This window comes from Pseudomonas sp. DF11, from assembly GCF_058148565.1.
In genome coordinates this window covers 301,692-317,963 of record NZ_JBYVYN010000008.1, presented here as the reverse complement: position 1 = coordinate 317,963, position 16,272 = coordinate 301,692, and the positions used below count along the sequence as shown (strand labels likewise).

The 16,272-nt window shown below is 61.3% G+C and carries 13 protein-coding genes; 7 read left to right on the top strand and 6 right to left on the bottom strand.

Translation table 11 applies throughout. The features are described 5' to 3' along the window. Positions 1-147 precede the first annotated feature (147 nt). The 5 genes from prpF to AC30D9_RS23265 form a co-directional block, all read right to left on the bottom strand. A complete protein-coding gene (gene prpF / locus AC30D9_RS23285) occupies positions 148-1,341 on the bottom strand; it encodes a 2-methylaconitate cis-trans isomerase PrpF (protein WP_307573817.1) in 1,194 nt (397 codons plus the stop codon). A gap of 42 nt (positions 1,342-1,383) precedes the next feature. Then, positions 1,384-3,975 (bottom strand): Fe/S-dependent 2-methylisocitrate dehydratase AcnD, encoded by a 2,592-nt coding sequence (acnD, locus tag AC30D9_RS23280; RefSeq protein WP_134925189.1) that lies wholly within the window; start codon positions 3,973-3,975, stop codon positions 1,384-1,386. A gap of 196 nt (positions 3,976-4,171) precedes the next feature. After that, on the bottom strand, positions 4,172-5,299 hold the full coding sequence (gene prpC / locus AC30D9_RS23275; RefSeq protein ID WP_307573821.1) for a bifunctional 2-methylcitrate synthase/citrate synthase: 1,128 nt from the start codon (positions 5,297-5,299) through the stop codon (positions 4,172-4,174). A 42-nt stretch (positions 5,300-5,341) separates the two neighbouring features. Continuing rightward, positions 5,342-6,232 carry a methylisocitrate lyase gene (gene prpB, locus AC30D9_RS23270; RefSeq protein ID WP_003204061.1) on the bottom strand — a complete coding sequence of 297 codons (891 nt, stop codon included), beginning with the start codon at positions 6,230-6,232 and terminating at the stop codon, positions 5,342-5,344. After that, positions 6,229-6,942: a GntR family transcriptional regulator gene (locus tag AC30D9_RS23265; protein WP_003204063.1), complete on the bottom strand. Its 714-nt coding sequence runs from the start codon at positions 6,940-6,942 to the stop codon at positions 6,229-6,231. The genes prpB and AC30D9_RS23265 overlap by 4 nt, the downstream gene beginning before the upstream one ends. Positions 6,943-7,222: 280 nt before the next feature. Here AC30D9_RS23265 and rloA point away from each other — a divergent pair, with 280 nt between their 5' ends. The 4 genes from rloA to pabB all read left to right on the top strand — a co-directional run bounded on the left by rloA (position 7,223) and on the right by pabB (position 11,789). Beyond that, positions 7,223-7,759 carry a retropepsin-like aspartic peptidase RloA gene (gene rloA, locus AC30D9_RS23260; protein ID WP_003179569.1) on the top strand — a complete coding sequence of 179 codons (537 nt, stop codon included), beginning with the start codon at positions 7,223-7,225 and terminating at the stop codon, positions 7,757-7,759. 5 nt (positions 7,760-7,764) lie between these two features. Next, entirely contained in the window at positions 7,765-9,297 is a 1,533-nt protein-coding gene (rloB, locus tag AC30D9_RS23255) for an osmotic stress tolerance membrane protein RloB (RefSeq protein WP_060741350.1), read from the top strand. After that, positions 9,297-10,283 (top strand): alpha-L-glutamate ligase-like protein, encoded by a 987-nt coding sequence (locus AC30D9_RS23250; protein ID WP_134925191.1) that lies wholly within the window; start codon positions 9,297-9,299, stop codon positions 10,281-10,283. Before rloB ends, AC30D9_RS23250 begins: the two co-directional genes overlap by 1 nt. Before the next feature lie 162 nt (positions 10,284-10,445). Further along, positions 10,446-11,789 carry an aminodeoxychorismate synthase component I gene (pabB, locus tag AC30D9_RS23245; RefSeq protein WP_490144932.1) on the top strand — a complete coding sequence of 448 codons (1,344 nt, stop codon included), beginning with the start codon at positions 10,446-10,448 and terminating at the stop codon, positions 11,787-11,789. A gap of 115 nt (positions 11,790-11,904) precedes the next feature. Here pabB and thrH read toward each other — a convergent pair whose 3' ends face one another. After that, positions 11,905-12,522, bottom strand: coding sequence for a bifunctional phosphoserine phosphatase/homoserine phosphotransferase ThrH (thrH, locus tag AC30D9_RS23240; RefSeq protein WP_490144931.1), 618 nt, complete (start codon positions 12,520-12,522; stop codon positions 11,905-11,907). 173 nt (positions 12,523-12,695) lie between these two features. Here thrH and AC30D9_RS23235 point away from each other — a divergent pair, with 173 nt between their 5' ends. The 3 genes from AC30D9_RS23235 to AC30D9_RS23225 all read left to right on the top strand — a co-directional run bounded on the left by AC30D9_RS23235 (position 12,696) and on the right by AC30D9_RS23225 (position 16,207). After that, positions 12,696-13,439, top strand: coding sequence for a phosphoadenylyl-sulfate reductase (locus AC30D9_RS23235; RefSeq protein ID WP_490144930.1), 744 nt, complete (start codon positions 12,696-12,698; stop codon positions 13,437-13,439). Between the two features lie 448 nt (positions 13,440-13,887). Continuing rightward, on the top strand, positions 13,888-15,417 hold the full coding sequence (locus AC30D9_RS23230; RefSeq protein ID WP_307573829.1) for an NCS1 family nucleobase:cation symporter-1: 1,530 nt from the start codon (positions 13,888-13,890) through the stop codon (positions 15,415-15,417). Positions 15,418-15,478: 61 nt separating this feature from the next. Continuing rightward, on the top strand, positions 15,479-16,207 hold the full coding sequence (locus AC30D9_RS23225; protein ID WP_134925196.1) for an aspartate/glutamate racemase family protein: 729 nt from the start codon (positions 15,479-15,481) through the stop codon (positions 16,205-16,207). Positions 16,208-16,272 lie beyond the last annotated feature (65 nt).

Sequence of the window (16,272 nt, the reverse complement as noted above, 5' to 3'; positions counted from 1 at the left end):
AAAGGATTTGCGGTGGACCCAGAACTCAAACCCATCTCAGATTAATTTGTGGAGCCGAGCTTGCTCGCGATTGCGGTGGATCAGCTTGCATCAATGTTGAATGTTTGACCGCTTTCGCGAGCAAGCCCGCTCCCACAGGTTTTTATGTCAGTTCAGGACATCCCCTGGCACCCGCACAAACCCTTCCATCAACACCCGTGCGCTGCGGCTCATGATGGCTTTTTTTACCATCCATTCACCCTCGACCTGGCTGGCCTCGGCACCGACGCGCAAGGTGCCGGACGGGTGACCGAAACGTACGGCGTTGCGTTCGATGCCGCCAGCCGCCAGGTTGACCAAGGTGCCAGAAATCGCCGCGGCCGTGCCGATGGCGACCGCTGCGGTGCCCATCATGGCGTGGTGCAGTTTGCCCATCGACAGGGCGCGTACCAACAAGTCGACATCCCCAGCCGCCACGGCTTTTCCGCTGGATGAAATGTAATCCGCCGGCGGTGCGACAAACGCCACTTTCGGCGTGTGCTGGCGCTGGGCCGCTTCGTCCAGGTGTTTGATCAAGCCCATGCGCAAGGCGCCGTGGGCACGGATGGTTTCGAACATCGCCAGCGCCTTCGGATCACTGTTGATCGCGCCCTGCAACTCAGTACCGGTGTAACCGACGTCCCGGGCATTGATGAAAATCGTCGGGATCCCGGCGTTGATCAAGGTCGCCTTGAAAGTACCCACACCTGGCACCTCAAGGTCGTCCACCAGGTTGCCGGTGGGAAACATCGAGCCACCACCGCCCTCCTCCTCGGCCGCCGGGTCCATGAATTCCAGTTGCACTTCGGCCGCCGGAAAGGTCACGCCGTCGAGTTCGAAGTCACCGGTTTCCTGCACCGCGCCATCGGTGATCGGCACATGGGCAATGATGGTCTTGCTGATGTTGGCTTGCCAGATCCGCACCACGGCCACGCCATTTTGTGGGATACGGCTGACGTCCACCAAACCACTGCTGATGGCGAATGAACCGACCGCCGCCGACAGGTTGCCGCAGTTGCCACTCCAGTCCACGAACGGCTTGTCGATGGACACTTGGCCGAACAGATAATCGACATCGTGGTCGGCCCGGGTGCTCTTGGACAGGATCACGGTCTTGCTGGTGCTGGACGTCGCGCCGCCCATGCCATCGATCTGCTTCTCGTACGGGTCGGGGCTGCCGATCACCCGTAGCAGCAAGGCATCCCGGGCTGCGCCGGGGACGCGGGCCGCTTCGGGCAGGTCCTGCAAGCTGAAGAACACGCCTTTACTGGTGCCGCCACGCATGTAGGTAGCGGGAATTTTGATTTGCGCTGCGTGAGCCATGATGCTCCTCAAGCGGACACGCAAGGTGTCCGCAGCTGTGATTTAGACGGCAACCGCCGATTCAAGGAAGTCCTGGGCAAAGCGTTGCAGCACGCCACCGGCCTCATAGATCGACACTTCTTCAGCGGTATCGAGGCGGCAAGTCACTGGCACCTCGACGCGCTCGCCGTTCTTGCGAGTGATGACCAGGGTCAGCGTCGCCCGCGGAGTGCGCTCGCCGATCACGTCATAGATTTCACTGCCGTCGATGCCCAGGGTTTTGCGGTTGGTGCCGGGCTTGAACTCCAGCGGCAACACGCCCATGCCCACCAGGTTGGTGCGATGGATACGCTCGAAACCTTCGGCGGCAATCGCCTCGACACCGGCCAGGCGTACGCCCTTGGCCGCCCAGTCCCGGGATGAACCCTGGCCATAGTCGGCACCGGCGATGATGATCAGCGGTTGCTTGCGCTCCATGTAGGTTTCGATGGCCTCCCACATGCGCATGACCTGGCCTTCCGGCTCGACCCGGGCCAGGGAGCCCTGCTTGACCTTGCCGTTTTCCTGGACCATTTCGTTGAACAGTTTCGGGTTGGCAAAGGTCGCGCGTTGCGCGGTCAGGTGGTCGCCGCGGTGGGTTGCATAGGAGTTGAAGTCCTCCTCCGGCAGGCCCATTTTCGCCAGGTATTCGCCGGCGGCGCTGTCCAGCATGATGGCGTTGGACGGCGACAGGTGATCGGTGGTGATGTTGTCCGGCAGTACCGCCAGCGGACGCATGCCCTTGAGCGGTCGCGCGCCGGCCAGCGCCCCTTCCCAGTAGGGAGGGCGACGGATGTAGGTGCTTTGCGGACGCCAGTCGTACAGCGGCGTGACTTTCGGCCCGGTGTCCTCCTGGATGGCGAACATCGGGATGTACACCTGGCGGAACTGCTCCGGTTTCACCGAAGCCTTGACCACCGCGTCGATTTCTTCGTCGCTCGGCCAGATGTCCTTGAGACGGATTTCCCGGCCGTCCACCACACCCAGTACGTCCTTCTCGATGTCGAAGCGGATGGTCCCGGCGATGGCATAAGCGACCACCAGCGGCGGCGAGGCAAGGAACGCTTGCTTGGCGTACGGATGGATGCGTCCATCGAAGTTGCGGTTGCCCGACAACACGGCTGTGGCGTACAGGTCACGGTCGATGATTTCCTGTTGGATCACCGGGTCCAGCGCACCGGACATGCCATTGCAGGTCGTGCAGGCGAAGGCCACGACGCCGAAACCCAGCTTCTCGAGTTCGGAGGTCAGGCCCGCCTCATCCAGGTACAGCGCCACGGTTTTCGAACCCGGCGCCAGGGACGACTTGACCCACGGCTTGCGAGCCAGGCCCAGGCGGTTGGCGTTGCGCGCCAGCAGGCCGGCAGCGATCACGTTGCGCGGGTTACTGGTGTTGGTGCAACTGGTGATGGCCGCGATGATCACGGCGCCGTCGGGCATTTGCCCGGGCACATCGTCCCACTGGCCGGAGATACCTTTGGCGGCCAGATCCGACACCGCGACGCGGGCGTGAGGGTTGCTCGGGCCTGCCATGTTGCGCACCACCGAGGACAAATCGAAGGTCAAGCCGCGCTCGTATTGCGCGCCCTTGAGCGTGTCGGCCCACAGGCCCGTCTGCTTGGCGTAGGTCTCGACCAGTTGCACCTGCTGGTCTTCGCGGCCAGTGAGCTTCAGGTAATCGATGGTTTGCTGGTCGATGTAGAACATCGCCGCCGTGGCGCCGTATTCCGGGGCCATGTTGGAGATAGTCGCGCGATCGCCCAAGGTCAGGGCACTGGCACCTTCGCCGAAAAACTCCAGCCAGGCGCCGACGACTTTTTGCTTGCGCAGGAATTCGGTCAGCGCCAGCACCATGTCCGTGGCGGTGATGCCCGGCTGCAGTTTGCCGGTCAACTCGACGCCGATGATTTCCGGCAGGCGCATCCATGAAGCGCGACCGAGCATGACGCTTTCGGCTTCCAGGCCGCCGACGCCGATGGCGATCACGCCCAGGGCATCGACGTGGGGCGTGTGGCTGTCGGTGCCCACGCAGGTGTCGGGGAATGCCACGCCGTCACGTTGCTGGATCACCGGGGACATTTTTTCCAGGTTGATCTGGTGCATGATCCCGTTGCCCGGCGGAATCACGTCGACGTTCTTGAAGGCTTTCTTGGTCCAGTTGATGAAGTGGAAGCGGTCTTCGTTGCGCCGGTCTTCGATGGCGCGGTTCTTGGCGAAGGCCTGGGGATCGAAACCAGCACTTTCCACCGCCAGGGAGTGGTCGACGATCAGTTGGGTCGGCACCACCGGGTTGACCTGCGCCGGGTCGCCGCCCTGCAGGGCGATGGCGTCGCGCAGGCCCGCCAGGTCCACCAGCGCGGTCTGGCCGAGAATGTCATGACACACCACCCGCGCCGGGAACCACGGGAAGTCCAGGTCGCGCTTGCGCTCGATCAGTTGCAACAGCGATTCACGCAGCGTGGCCGGATCGCAGCGACGCACGAGGTTTTCCGCCAGCACCCGGGAGGTGTATGGCAAGCCATCGTAGGCGCCGGGCCGAATGGCCTCCACGGCCCCGCGAACGTCGAAATAATCCAGCGAAGTGCCGGGTAGCGGTTTGCGAAATTCTGTGTTCATCGTCAGGACTCGGATCACGGTGGTTTCAGAAGGGGTGGCGCAGCGACTGAAGTAACCTGTTCTCTTGTGGGAGCGAGCCTGCTCGCGATTGCGGTGTGTCGGTCAACATTTATGCTGCTGACCCGACGCCATCGCGAGCAGGCTCGCTCCCACAGGTTTTTGGTTTGTCCGGTACCTGCGGCTAGAACCCTCCAGCTCAGCGTTGTTCGATTGGCACGAACTTGCGCTGTTCGACGCCGGTGTATTCGGCGCTCGGTCGGATGATGCGGTTGTTGGCACGTTGTTCGAACACGTGGGCGGCCCAGCCGGTCAGGCGCGAGCAAACGAAGATCGGCGTGAACAGCTTGGTCGGGATGCCCATGAAGTGGTACGCCGAGGCGTGGTAGAAATCGGCGTTGGGGAACAGTTTCTTCTGCTCCCACATGGTTTTGTCGATGGCCTCGGAGACCGGGAACAGCACCGTGTCGCCCACTTCGTCGGCGAGTTTCTTCGACCAGCCCTTGATCACCTCGTTGCGCGGGTCGTTGTCCTTATAGATCGCGTGGCCGAAGCCCATGATCTTGTCCTTGCGCGCGAGCATGCCAAGGGTGCCTTCGATGGCTTCCTGGGGCGAGCTGAAACGCTCGATCATTTCCATCGCCGCTTCGTTGGCGCCACCGTGCAGCGGACCGCGCAGCGAGCCGATGGCGGCAGTGATGCAGGAAAACAGGTCCGACAGTGTGGAGGCGCAGACCCGGGCAGTGAAGGTCGAGGCGTTGAACTCGTGCTCGGCGTAGAGGATCAGCGAGACGTTCATCACCTTGACGTGCAACTCGCTCGGCTGCTTGCCATGCAGCAGGTGCAGGAAATGGCCGCCGATGGAGGTTTCGTCGGTCACGCATTCGATGCGCTGGCCTTGGTGGCTGAAGCGATACCAGTAGCACATGATCGCCGGGAACGCGGCCAACAGGCGATCGGTCTTGTCGTGTTGCTCGGAAAAGTCCTTCTCAGGTTCCAGGTTGCCCAAAAACGAGCAGCCGGTGCGCATCACGTCCATCGGGTGGGCGTCGGCGGGAATGCGCTCCAACACTTCTTTCAGGGCTTGGGGCAAGTCCCGCAGTTGGCTCAGTTTGCGCGTATAGGCATCCAGTTGGGCCTGGGTCGGCAGCTCACCGTACAACAGCAGGTAGGCGACTTCTTCAAACTGCGCGTCCGCCGCCAGGTCGCGAACGTCGTAGCCGCGATAGGTCAGGCCCGCGCCCGATTGGCCTACGGTGGACAATGCGGTTTGCCCGGCCACCTGGCCACGGAGCCCGGCGCCACTGAGTACTTTTGCTTCGGCCATTTGCTGTCTCCATTTTCTTGAATTTATAGGGGGAGTCGCGCCTTACTTCTTCGCCGCGAACAACGCATCGAGCTTCTGCTCGAAGGTGTGGTAGTCGATGCGATCGTAAAGCTCCATGCGGGTTTGCATGGTGTCGATGACATTCTGTTGCGTGCCGTCGCGGCGGATCGCGGTGTAGACGTTCTCGGCGGCCTTGTTCATGGCGCGGAACGCCGACAGCGGATACAGCACCAGGGACACATCGGCACCGGCCAGCTGTTCGGTGGTGTACAGCGGGGTCGCGCCGAATTCAGTGATGTTGGCCAGGATCGGCGCCTTCACGCGGCTGGCGAACAGCTTGTACATCTCAAGCTCGGTGATGGCTTCGGGGAAAATCATGTCGGCACCGGCCTCGATGCACGCGGCGGCGCGGTCCAGGGCCGACTCCAAGCCCTCCACGGCCAGGGCGTCGGTACGCGCCATGATCACAAAACTGTCGTCGGTACGGGCATCGACGGCGGCCTTGATGCGGTCGACCATCTCTTGCTGCGAGACGATTTCCTTGTTCGGACGATGGCCGCAACGCTTGGCGCCGACCTGGTCTTCGATATGGATGGCCGCCGCGCCGAACTTGATCATCGACTTGACCGTACGGGCCACGTTGAACGCCGAGGAACCGAAACCGGTGTCCACGTCCACCAGCAACGGCAGGTCGCACACGTCGGTGATACGGCGCACATCGGTCAGCACGTCATCCAGGCCGGTGATGCCCAGGTCCGGCACGCCGAGGGAACCGGCCGCCACGCCGCCGCCCGACAGGTAGATCGCCTTGAAACCGGCGCGCTTGGCCAGCAGCGCGTGGTTGGCGTTGATCGTGCCCACCACTTGCAGCGGATGCTCGGTGGCGACCGCATCGCGGAAACGCTGGCCTGGCGTGCTCTTGCTGGAACTCATGACTCACCTCGTTCAGTGGCGGCGCTGTCCTGGAAATGACGCGCGATATTGCGTTTGGAGGCGCCGATGTGCCGGCGCATCAATAATTCAGCCAGTTCGCCGTCACGGTCGGCGATGGCATCGAGAATCCGATGGTGCTCGGCAAAGGCCTGGCGCGGACGGTTGGGCGTGGTGGAAAACTGGATGCGGTACATGCGCACCAGTTGATACAGCTCGCCGCACAGCATTTGCGTCAGAGTGCGGTTGCCGCTGCCCTGGATGATTCGGTAATGAAAGTCGAAATCGCCTTCCTGCTGGTAATAGCCAACACCGGCCTGGAACGCCGCATCGCGCTCGTGGGTCTCCAGGACCCGGCGCAGTTCGTCGATTTCTTCCAACGTCATGCGCTCAGCCGCCAAACGGCAGGCCATGCCTTCGAGGGATTCACGGATTTCATAGAGTTCCAGCAGCTCGGCGTGGCTCAGGGACACCACTCGGGCGCCGACGTGGGGCACGCGCACCAGTAGGCGCTGGCCCTCCAGGCGGTGGATCGCCTCGCGCAGCGGCCCGCGGCTGATGCCGTAGGTACGCGCCAGCTCGGGCTCGGAGATCTTGCTGCCGGGGGCTATCTCGCCTTTGACGATGGCGGCCTGGATACGCCGGAAGACGTTCTCGGACAGGGTCTCCGAGTCGTCCTGAGCCATCACCGGGGTTTCGAGCTGATCGAGCATATTGTCGACACCTTGAAAATCAATAAGGCAAAAACTATCCAATAGCAGCGTAAACGTCAAAACAAAAATCAACATTGTCGACAATCGTCTAATAAGCGCCCTGGCGATAACCCTTCTGCATGAAGACTCGTAGCGTCCGGCCAGCGGTGGCGTCAGAAAACCACCGTGCTAGAATGCCGCCGCTATTCGCCGCTCTCTTTTATAGGGAAGGCTATTGAAGGAGCTTGTGCAGTAATGCCAGGGCCTGAACCGATAAACGGAACGCTGCGCACCAGGATCTATGACACTCAAGCCCTTATCTGCCGCTCTTTATTTCATGTGCCTGCCGGGACTTGCCGCGGCGGGTGAAAAAACCGTGTACGGCCTCAACGAATACGCCGCCTTGCAGGGCATCGACCTGGAGGTCGCCGCCAAGCTCGACACTGGCGCCAAGACCGCATCCCTCAGTGCCCGTGACATCAAGCGCTTCAAGCGCAATGGCGAATCCTGGGTGCGCTTTTACCTGGCCATCGACGCGGCCCACTCGCACCCCATCGAACGCCCCCTGGCCCGGGTCAGCAAGATCAAGCGTCGCGCCGGTGACTACGACCCGGAAGAAGGCAAGAAATACACGGCCCGGCCGGTCATCGAACTGGACATCTGCATGGGCTCGGCCCTGCGCAGCATCGAAGTGAACCTGACCGACCGTAGCGCCTTCCAATACCCGTTGCTGATCGGTTCCGAGGCGCTCAAGCGCTTCGATGCGCTGGTCGACCCCAGTCTTAAATACGCTGCCGGCAAACCCGCCTGCGCCAATGCCGCTCAAACCGCAGAGTAATTCCAATGCGCTCCCTTACCCTCCATCTGAAAATGCTGATCGCCATCCTGGTGGTGCTGGGCCTGTCGGTGACGGCCTATCAGATTTTCGTGCTCGGCATCCCGGTCACCGAAGACGCCACCGACGACTTGTGGAACATCGACGCCAAGGTCGAATTCGTGCCCAATGCCAAGGATCCGGTGAAGATCCAGATGTTCGTGCCGCCCCTGAGCCGCGACTATGTGAGCCTCAACGAGAGTTTCATTTCCAACAATTATGGCGTGGCGGTGAACCGGGTCGACGGTAACCGCAAGGTGACCTGGTCGGCCCGTCGGGCCAAGGGTAACCAGACCCTTTATTACCGTTTGGTGCTGACCAAGCGCTACAGCGCCGAGAAAACCAAGGTCAAGGGCCCGACCTTCCGCGACAGCATCGCCGTCGAAGGCCCGGAGAAACTGGCCGCCGAAGCCCTGCTCGCACCGATCCGCCAACATTCGGCGGACGTCGAGACGTTCATCAGCGAAGCGATCAAGCGGGTCAACAACCTCAACGACGACAACGTCAAGCTGCTGCTGGCCGGCGATCCTTCTTCGGCCAACAAGGCGCGTATCGTCGAATTGGTGCTGTCCATCGCCCACGTGCCGGTGGAAAAGGTCCATACCATTCGCCTGGTGGCCGACCAGCCGCAGACACCGGAACTGTGGCTGCGCAGTTTCAACGGCACCGACTGGTTGTATTTCAACCCGGACTCCGGCGAACAGGGCCTGCCCACCGACCGCCTGTTGTGGTGGACCGGCGATGAAAACCTGATCACCGTCGATGGCGGCAAGAAAGCCACCGTGACCTTCAGCATGAACAACAGCGAAATGAACGCCATTCGCCTGGCCAAGCTGACGGACGAGAACACCGACGCCAACTTCCTCGAATACTCGCTGTACGGCCTGCCGCTGCAAACCCAGCAGACGTTCATGATCATGGTGATGATCCCGATCGGCGTGCTGGTGATTCTGATATTGCGCAACCTGATCGGCCTACAAACCCTGGGCACCTTCACGCCGGTACTGATCGCCCTGGCCTTCCGCGAAACCCAACTGGGCTTCGGGATCATCCTGTTCACGGTGATCACCACCCTGGGCCTGTCGCTGCGTTCGTACCTGGAACACCTTAAATTGCAGATGCTGCCAAGGCTCTCGGTGGTGCTGACGTTCGTGGTGGTGCTGATCGCCGCCATCAGCCTGTTCAGTCATAAGCTGGGCCTGGAGCGCGGCCTGTCGGTGGCACTGTTCCCGATGGTGATCCTGACCATGACCATCGAACGCCTGTCCATTACCTGGGAAGAACGCGGCGCCGGCCACGCGATGAAAGTCGCCATCGGCACCTTGTTCGCCGCGTCCCTGGCGCACCTGATCATGAGCGTGCCGGAACTGGTGTACTTCGTGTTCACCTTCCCGGCGATCCTGCTGATCCTGGTGGGCTTCATGCTGGCCATGGGTCGTTATCGCGGCTACCGCCTGACCGAGCTGGTCCGGTTCAAGGCCTTCCTCAAGGCAGACTCCTGATGTTCGGCTTCTGGAAGACCTGGAAGGCCCTGGAAGCCCGGGGCATCATGGGCATCAACCGGCGTAACGCCGACTACGTGCTCAAGTACAACAAGCGCAGCCTGTACCCCATCGTCGATGACAAGATCATCACCAAGGAACGGGCTATCGCCGCCGGCATTCATGTGCCGGAGCTATACGGTGTGATCTCCACCGAGAAGGAAATCGACAAGCTCGACGAGATCATCGGCGGGCGCACCGACTTCGTGATCAAGCCGGCCCAGGGCGCTGGCGGCGACGGCATCATCGTCATCGCCGACCGCTTCGAAGGCCGCTATCGCACGGTGTCCGGCAAGATCATCAGCCATGAGGAAATCGAGCACCATGTCTCCAGTATCCTCACCGGCCTGTACTCCTTGGGCGGGCACCGAGACCGGGCGCTGATCGAGTACCGCGTGACGCCGGACCAGATCTTCAAGAGCATCAGCTACGAAGGCGTGCCGGACATTCGCATCATCGTGCTGATGGGCTATCCGGTGATGGCCATGCTGCGCTTGCCGACCCGTCAATCCGGCGGCAAGGCCAACCTGCACCAGGGCGCCATCGGGGTGGGCGTCGACCTCGCCACCGGCCTGACCCTGCGCGGTACCTGGCTGAACAACATCATCACCAAACACCCCGACACCACCAACGCGGTGGACGGCGTGCAACTGCCCTACTGGGACGGTTTCATGAAACTGGCCGCTGGTTGCTATGAACTGTGTGGGCTGGGCTACATCGGCGTGGACATGGTGCTGGACCAGGAAAAGGGTCCGTTGATCCTGGAATTGAACGCCCGGCCGGGCCTGAATATCCAGATCGCCAACGACTGCGGCCTGACCCTGCGCACCCATGCGGTGGAAGCGCATCTGGAAGAGCTCAAGGCACGGGGTGTCGAGGAAACCGTGGAAGAGCGCGTGGCGTTCGCCCAGGCATTGTTTGGGCATATTCCGCCGGTTGAGGGTTGAAGCCGCCCTGTGGCAAGGGGATAAGTCCCCTTGCCACAGGGTGTTCACACTCCAATACTTTTGATGGCCCCATACTTACCCATCTCCGACATCCCTCTAGGAGCAAATCCTACAGAGGGATTACAATCGCCACCCCGCCTGAACGGCCGACCCGCCCCGCCCATGCCAACCTGCTCCGTACACCCGCTGCCCTACCGCACCAACCCCGCCGAGTATTTCGCGGCGATCCGTCATGCCCCCGGCAGCGTGCTGCTCGACAGTGGCCGGCCGAGTGCCGAGCGCGGACGTTACGACCTGCTCAGTGCCTGGCCGCTGGAGCAACTGGCAGTGTTGCCCGACGAGAGCGGTAGCGATTTCCTGCAACGCCTGCGCATTCAGCTGACGCAACTGGGCGACGCGGAACTACCAGCCACAGTGCAATTGCCCTTCGCCGGCGGCCTGATCGGCTACTTGAGCTACGACTTCGGCCGACACCTCGAAGCCCTGCCATCCCACGCCAAGGACGACCTGCAACTGCCCGATGCGCGTTTTGGCGTGTACGACTGGGCTTTGATCAGCGATCACCAGGTGGGCACCAGCCAACTGGTGTTCCACCCCCACTGCGCCGAAGACGAACGCCAACGCCTGATCGCGCTGTTCAGCCAGCCGACCACCGCGCCCGTTCTCCCGTTCAGCCTTGAAGGCCCCATGACGCCGGACCTCAGCGCCGAGGCCTACCGACAGGCATTCGAACGTATCCAGGCGTATATCCAGGCCGGCGACTGCTACCAGGTCAACTTTGCCCAGCGCTTTCGCGCGCCCTGCCAGGGTGATGCCTGGGCCGCCTACCAGGCGCTGCGCGCAGCTTGCCCGACGCCGTTTTCCGGCTTCCAGAGCCTACCCGATGGCGGCGCGGTGCTGAGCCTGTCCCCCGAACGCTTCGTCAAGGTCAGCGAAGGCCAGGTGGAAACCCGGCCGATCAAAGGCACCCGGCCCCGCGGCACAACGCCCGCGGAAGACGCGGCCCACGCCGCCGAGCTGCTGGCCAGCTCCAAGGACCGGGCGGAAAACCTGATGATCGTCGACCTGCTGCGCAACGACCTGGGCCGCACCTGCCGCATCGGCTCGGTGCGGGTGCCGGAGTTATTCAGCCTGGAAAGCTACCCGAACGTGCATCATTTGGTCAGCAGCGTGACCGGCGAACTGGCTGTGGATAAGGACGCCCTGGACCTGATCGCCGGCAGTTTTCCCGGTGGCTCGATCACCGGCGCGCCGAAAATCCGTGCCATGCAGATCATCGACGAGCTCGAACCGACCCGCCGCGGGTTGTACTGCGGCTCGTTGCTGTACCTGGACGTGCGTGGGGAAATGGACAGCTCCATCGCTATCCGCAGTTTGCTGGTCAAGGATGGGCAGGTGTGTTGCTGGGGCGGTGGCGGGATTGTCGCGGACTCGGATTGGCAGGCCGAGTATCAGGAGTCGATTACCAAGGTTCGAGTGTTGCTCGAAACTTTGCAGAACCTTTAGTTACCACACCATCTTCTGTGGGAGCGGGCTTGCTCGCGAATGCGATGGGTCAGAAATGATGATGTTGACTGACACACTGAATTCGCGAGCAAGCCCGCTCCCACAGGGATAGTGGTTAAAGAGTCAGATTGCGGTTCGAAGCCTTGAGGAATTCCTGCTTCAACTCGGCAAAGCTGTGCACCGCCGGGAACTGCGGGAATTCACGGATCACATTCTCTGGCGCATGGAACAGAATCCCGGCGTCGGCTTCACCCAGCATCGTGGTGTCGTTGTAGGAATCCCCCGCCGCAATCACCCGGTAGTACAGGCTCTTGAAAGCCAGGACCGACTGGCGCTTGGGATCTTTCTGACGCAATTGGTAGCCAGTTACCCGCCCACTGTCATCGGTAATCAGCCGATGGCAGAGCAATGTCGGGAAACCCAACTGGCGCATCAACGGCTGGGAAAATTCGTAGAACGTGTCAGAAAGAATCACCACCTGAAAGCGTTCGCGCAGCCAGTCGACGAACTCGATGGCGCCGTCCAGCGGCTTGAGGGTGGCGATGACTTCCTGGATGTCGGAGAGCTTGAGGCCGTGCTCATCGAGGATACGCAAGCGTTGCTTCATCAGCACGTCGTAGTCGGGAATGTCCCGAGTGGTCGCCCTGAGGGACTCAATACCGGTTTTTTCGGCGAAGGCGATCCAGATCTCCGGGACCAGCACACCTTCCAGGTCGAGACAGGCAATTTCCACAAGACACTCCCACTTTTTTGATGTTTATCGGTTGAGCGAACAAAAGGCCTGCCGACTCTAGCCATTCGCCGAAGTCCGCGCAACGCAGAGGAACGCGCCAGCCCCGACAGCTTTTGTTACCATCAGCCCCATATAGAGCGCCCAGCGCCACCGACCTGTAGGAAACCGCCCTGATGAGCCCATCGTTTGATGTCGTGGAACTCGCCACGACCTATGCCAACAAGTCCCCGCAGGACATCCTCAAGCTGGCCTTCGCCGAATTCGGCGATGACCTGTGGATATCTTTCAGCGGCGCCGAAGACGTGGTGCTGGTGGACATGGCCTGGAAACTGAACAAGAACGTCAAGGTGTTCAGCCTCGACACCGGCCGCCTGCACCCGGAAACCTATCGCTTCATCGATCAGGTGCGCGAGCACTACAAGATCGACATCGAACTGATCTCGCCGGACTACACGAAACTTGAACCCTTCGTGAAGGAAAAAGGCCTGTTCAGCTTCTACAAGGACGGTCATGGCGAATGCTGCGGCATCCGCAAGATCGAACCGTTGCGACGCAAACTGACCGATGTCCGTGCCTGGGCCACCGGCCAGCGCCGCGACCAGAGCCCCGGCACCCGCAGCCAGGTGGCGGTGCTGGAAATCGACACGGCGTTTTCCACCCCGGAGCGCACCCTGTACAAGTTCAACCCGCTGTCGCAGATGACCAGCGAAGAAGTCTGGGGCTACATCCGCATGCTGGAGCTGCCTTACAACAGCTTGCATGAGCGCGGCTTCATCAGCATCGGCTGCGAGCCCTGCACCCGCCCAGTGCTGCCGAACCAGCACGAGCGTGAAGGCCGCTGGTGGTGGGAAGAAGCCACGCAGAAAGAATGCGGGCTGCATGCCGGGAACATCATCGCCAAATCCAAGAGCGTCTGAGCCTCGCAATCTGTACACAAAAATGTCACTACAAGTGGCATTTTTGTGTGCACTTATATCGTTTATGCCCCGAAAGGTTACACACACCTTCCCGCCTCGCCTGCCCATCTAACCTTACTGGCGTTCGCCAAAAAATAAATACCTGTTTAAACGGTCAGTTTTAAATCGCGTTATTTCAGTTAGTTATTCATATTCAATAACAAAACGAAATTAGCGCTACGGACGATAGATCCGTAAGTGGCATAAATCTGGCTTGAGTCGACAAGTGTTTTGTATACAACATTTATAAAACATACACACACTTTAGATCCGCAAGCCTGAAGCGCCCTATCCCGTACAGGCTGCAGATGCCCCGTAACCAATGATGCTCACCCGCCGCGACGAAGATTTGTCGAGCCTCAAGCTCATGCACAGTCATCGCGGCACCGAGAATCAGGAGCCTGCCGGAATGCGTACAAGTCTCTCCAATAACATCGCGCTGGATCTGCCCTCCTCTACCACTGCCCTCGATGACAACACCGCAGCGCCCCTGGCCCTGAGCCCGCGGCTGCACAACAAAGACCTGGCGCCGACCAAGGCCGAAGGTCGGCGCTGGGGTCGCTACAGCATCTTTGCCCTCTGGACCAACGACGTGCACAACATCGCCAATTATTCCTTCGCCATTGGCCTCTATGCCCTGGGCCTGGGCGGCTGGCAGATCTTGCTGTCTCTGGGGATCGGAGCGGCGCTGGTGTACGGCTTCATGAACCTGTCTGGCTACATGGGGCAGAAAACCGGGGTGCCGTTTCCGGTGATCAGCCGAATCAGTTTCGGTATCCACGGCGCGCAGATCCCGGCGTTGATCAGGGCTGTGATTGCGATTGCCTGGTTCGGTATCCAGACCTACCTGGCCTCGGTGGTTTTCCGCGTCTTGCTGGTGGCGATCCATCCCGGCTTCGCCGACTATGACCACGACTCGATCCTCGGCCTGTCGAGCCTGGGATGGGTGTGTTTCGTGGCGATCTGGTTCGTGCAACTGGTGATCCTGGCCTACGGCATGGAAACGGTTCGTCGTTACGAAGGCTTTGCCGGCCCGGTGATCCTGGTGACCGTCGCGGCCCTGGCCGGCTGGATGTACACCCAGGCCGGCGCCACGATTGCCTGGTCGATCCGCGAACCGCTGACCGGTGGTGAGATGTGGCGCAACATCTTTGCCGGCGGCGCGCTGTGGTTGTCGATCTACGGCACCTTGATTCTCAATTTCTGCGACTTCGCCCGCTCCTCGCCGTGCCGTCGGACCATCGTCGTCGGAAATTTCTGGGGCCTGCCGGTAAATATCCTGGTGTTCGCCGGGATCACCATCCTGCTCTGCGGTGCGCAATTCCAGATCAATGGGCAGATCATCGAAAGCCCGACCCAGGTGATCGCCTCGATCCCCAATACCTTTTTCCTCGTGTTGGGCTGCCTAGCCTTCCTGATCGTCACCGTGGCCGTGAACATCATGGCCAACTTCGTCGCCCCGGCCTTCGTGCTCAGCAACCTGGCGCCCAAGTACCTGACCTTCCGCCGCGCCGGGCTGATCAGCGCCGCCATTGCCGTGCTGATCCTGCCGTGGAACCTCTACAACAGCCCACTGGTGATCGTGTATTTCCTGTCCGGCCTCGGTGCCCTGCTCGGGCCGCTGTACGGGGTGATCATGGTCGACTACTGGCTGCTGCGAAAAGGCCGCATCAACGTGCCGCAACTGTATAGCGAAGACCCCAACGGTGCGTACTTCTACAGCAACGGGGTCAACCTGCGTGCGGTAACGGCGTTCATTCCGGCGGCGCTGATCGCAATCATCCTGGCGCTGGTGCCGGGTTTTGACAGCGTTTCACCGTTTTCCTGGCTGATTGGCGCTTCGATTGCAGGGTTGCTGTACCTGATCATCGCCAAACGCCAACCGTATTACGAAGATGTCAGCGGCGAAGTCATCGCGGTGGATAACGTCAGTCATTAATTGGCCCCAGCGGCTCGCCCGGTTCGGGTCGCTTATTTTTCTACATCAAGGAGGACAGCTCATGCGAATTCTCGTGGTCAACGTCAACACCACCGAATCCATCACCCAGGCCATCGCTCGGCAAGCCCAGGCCGTGGCCGCGCCGGGCACCGAGATCGTCGGGCTCACGCCGCATTTCGGTGCCGATTCCATCGAGGGCAATTTTGAAAGCTACCTGGCGGCCATCGCGGTGATGGACCGGGTGATGTCCTACGACCAGCCGTTCGACGCGGTGATCCAGGCCGGCTACGGCGAACATGGCCGCGAAGGCTTGCAGGAACTGCTCAACGTACCGGTGGTGGATATCACCGATGCCGGCGCCAGCACCGCGATGTTCCTCGGCCATGCTTACTCGGTGGTCACCACCCTGGACCGCACCGTGCCGCTGATCGAAGACCGCCTCAAACTCTCCGGCCTGTTCGACCGTTGCGCCTCGGTGCGTGCCAGCGGTCTGGCGGTGCTGGAACTGGAGCAAGACCCGCAACGGGCGGTTGAAGCCATCGTGCAGCAAGCCGAACTGGCGGTCAGCCAGGACAAGGCCGAGGTGATCTGCCTGGGCTGTGGCGGCATGGCCGGGCTCGATGAGCAGATCCGCCAGCGCACCGGGGTGCCGGTGGTCGATGGGGTGACTGCGGCAGTGACCATTGCTGAATCGCTGGTGCGGTTGGGGTTGTCGACGTCGAAAGTGCGCACCTATGCCACGCCTCGGCCCAAGACCATCATTGGCTGGCCGGGGCGGTTTGGGCGGTGAGTTCACAGTCTTGGACCGAGGTGCCCACAATCGCGAGCAGGCTCGCTCCCACAGGTGATGGGTGG

Coding starts and splice junctions, on each gene's coding strand:
- AC30D9_RS23250 (WP_134925191.1), top strand. CDS start 9,297: ATGTTCGGCTTCTGGAAGACCTGGAAGGCCCTGGAAGCCCGGGGCATC.
- rloA (WP_003179569.1), top strand. CDS start 7,223: ATGACACTCAAGCCCTTATCTGCCGCTCTTTATTTCATGTGCCTGCCG.
- AC30D9_RS23265 (WP_003204063.1), bottom strand. CDS start 6,942: ATGCTCGATCAGCTCGAAACCCCGGTGATGGCTCAGGACGACTCGGAG.
- rloB (WP_060741350.1), top strand. CDS start 7,765: ATGCGCTCCCTTACCCTCCATCTGAAAATGCTGATCGCCATCCTGGTG.
- acnD (WP_134925189.1), bottom strand. CDS start 3,975: ATGAACACAGAATTTCGCAAACCGCTACCCGGCACTTCGCTGGATTAT.
- prpF (WP_307573817.1), bottom strand. CDS start 1,341: ATGGCTCACGCAGCGCAAATCAAAATTCCCGCTACCTACATGCGTGGC.
- AC30D9_RS23235 (WP_490144930.1), top strand. CDS start 12,696: ATGAGCCCATCGTTTGATGTCGTGGAACTCGCCACGACCTATGCCAAC.
- AC30D9_RS23230 (WP_307573829.1), top strand. CDS start 13,888: ATGCGTACAAGTCTCTCCAATAACATCGCGCTGGATCTGCCCTCCTCT.
- pabB (WP_490144932.1), top strand. CDS start 10,446: ATGCCAACCTGCTCCGTACACCCGCTGCCCTACCGCACCAACCCCGCC.
- prpB (WP_003204061.1), bottom strand. CDS start 6,232: ATGAGTTCCAGCAAGAGCACGCCAGGCCAGCGTTTCCGCGATGCGGTC.
- AC30D9_RS23225 (WP_134925196.1), top strand. CDS start 15,479: ATGCGAATTCTCGTGGTCAACGTCAACACCACCGAATCCATCACCCAG.
- prpC (WP_307573821.1), bottom strand. CDS start 5,299: ATGGCCGAAGCAAAAGTACTCAGTGGCGCCGGGCTCCGTGGCCAGGTG.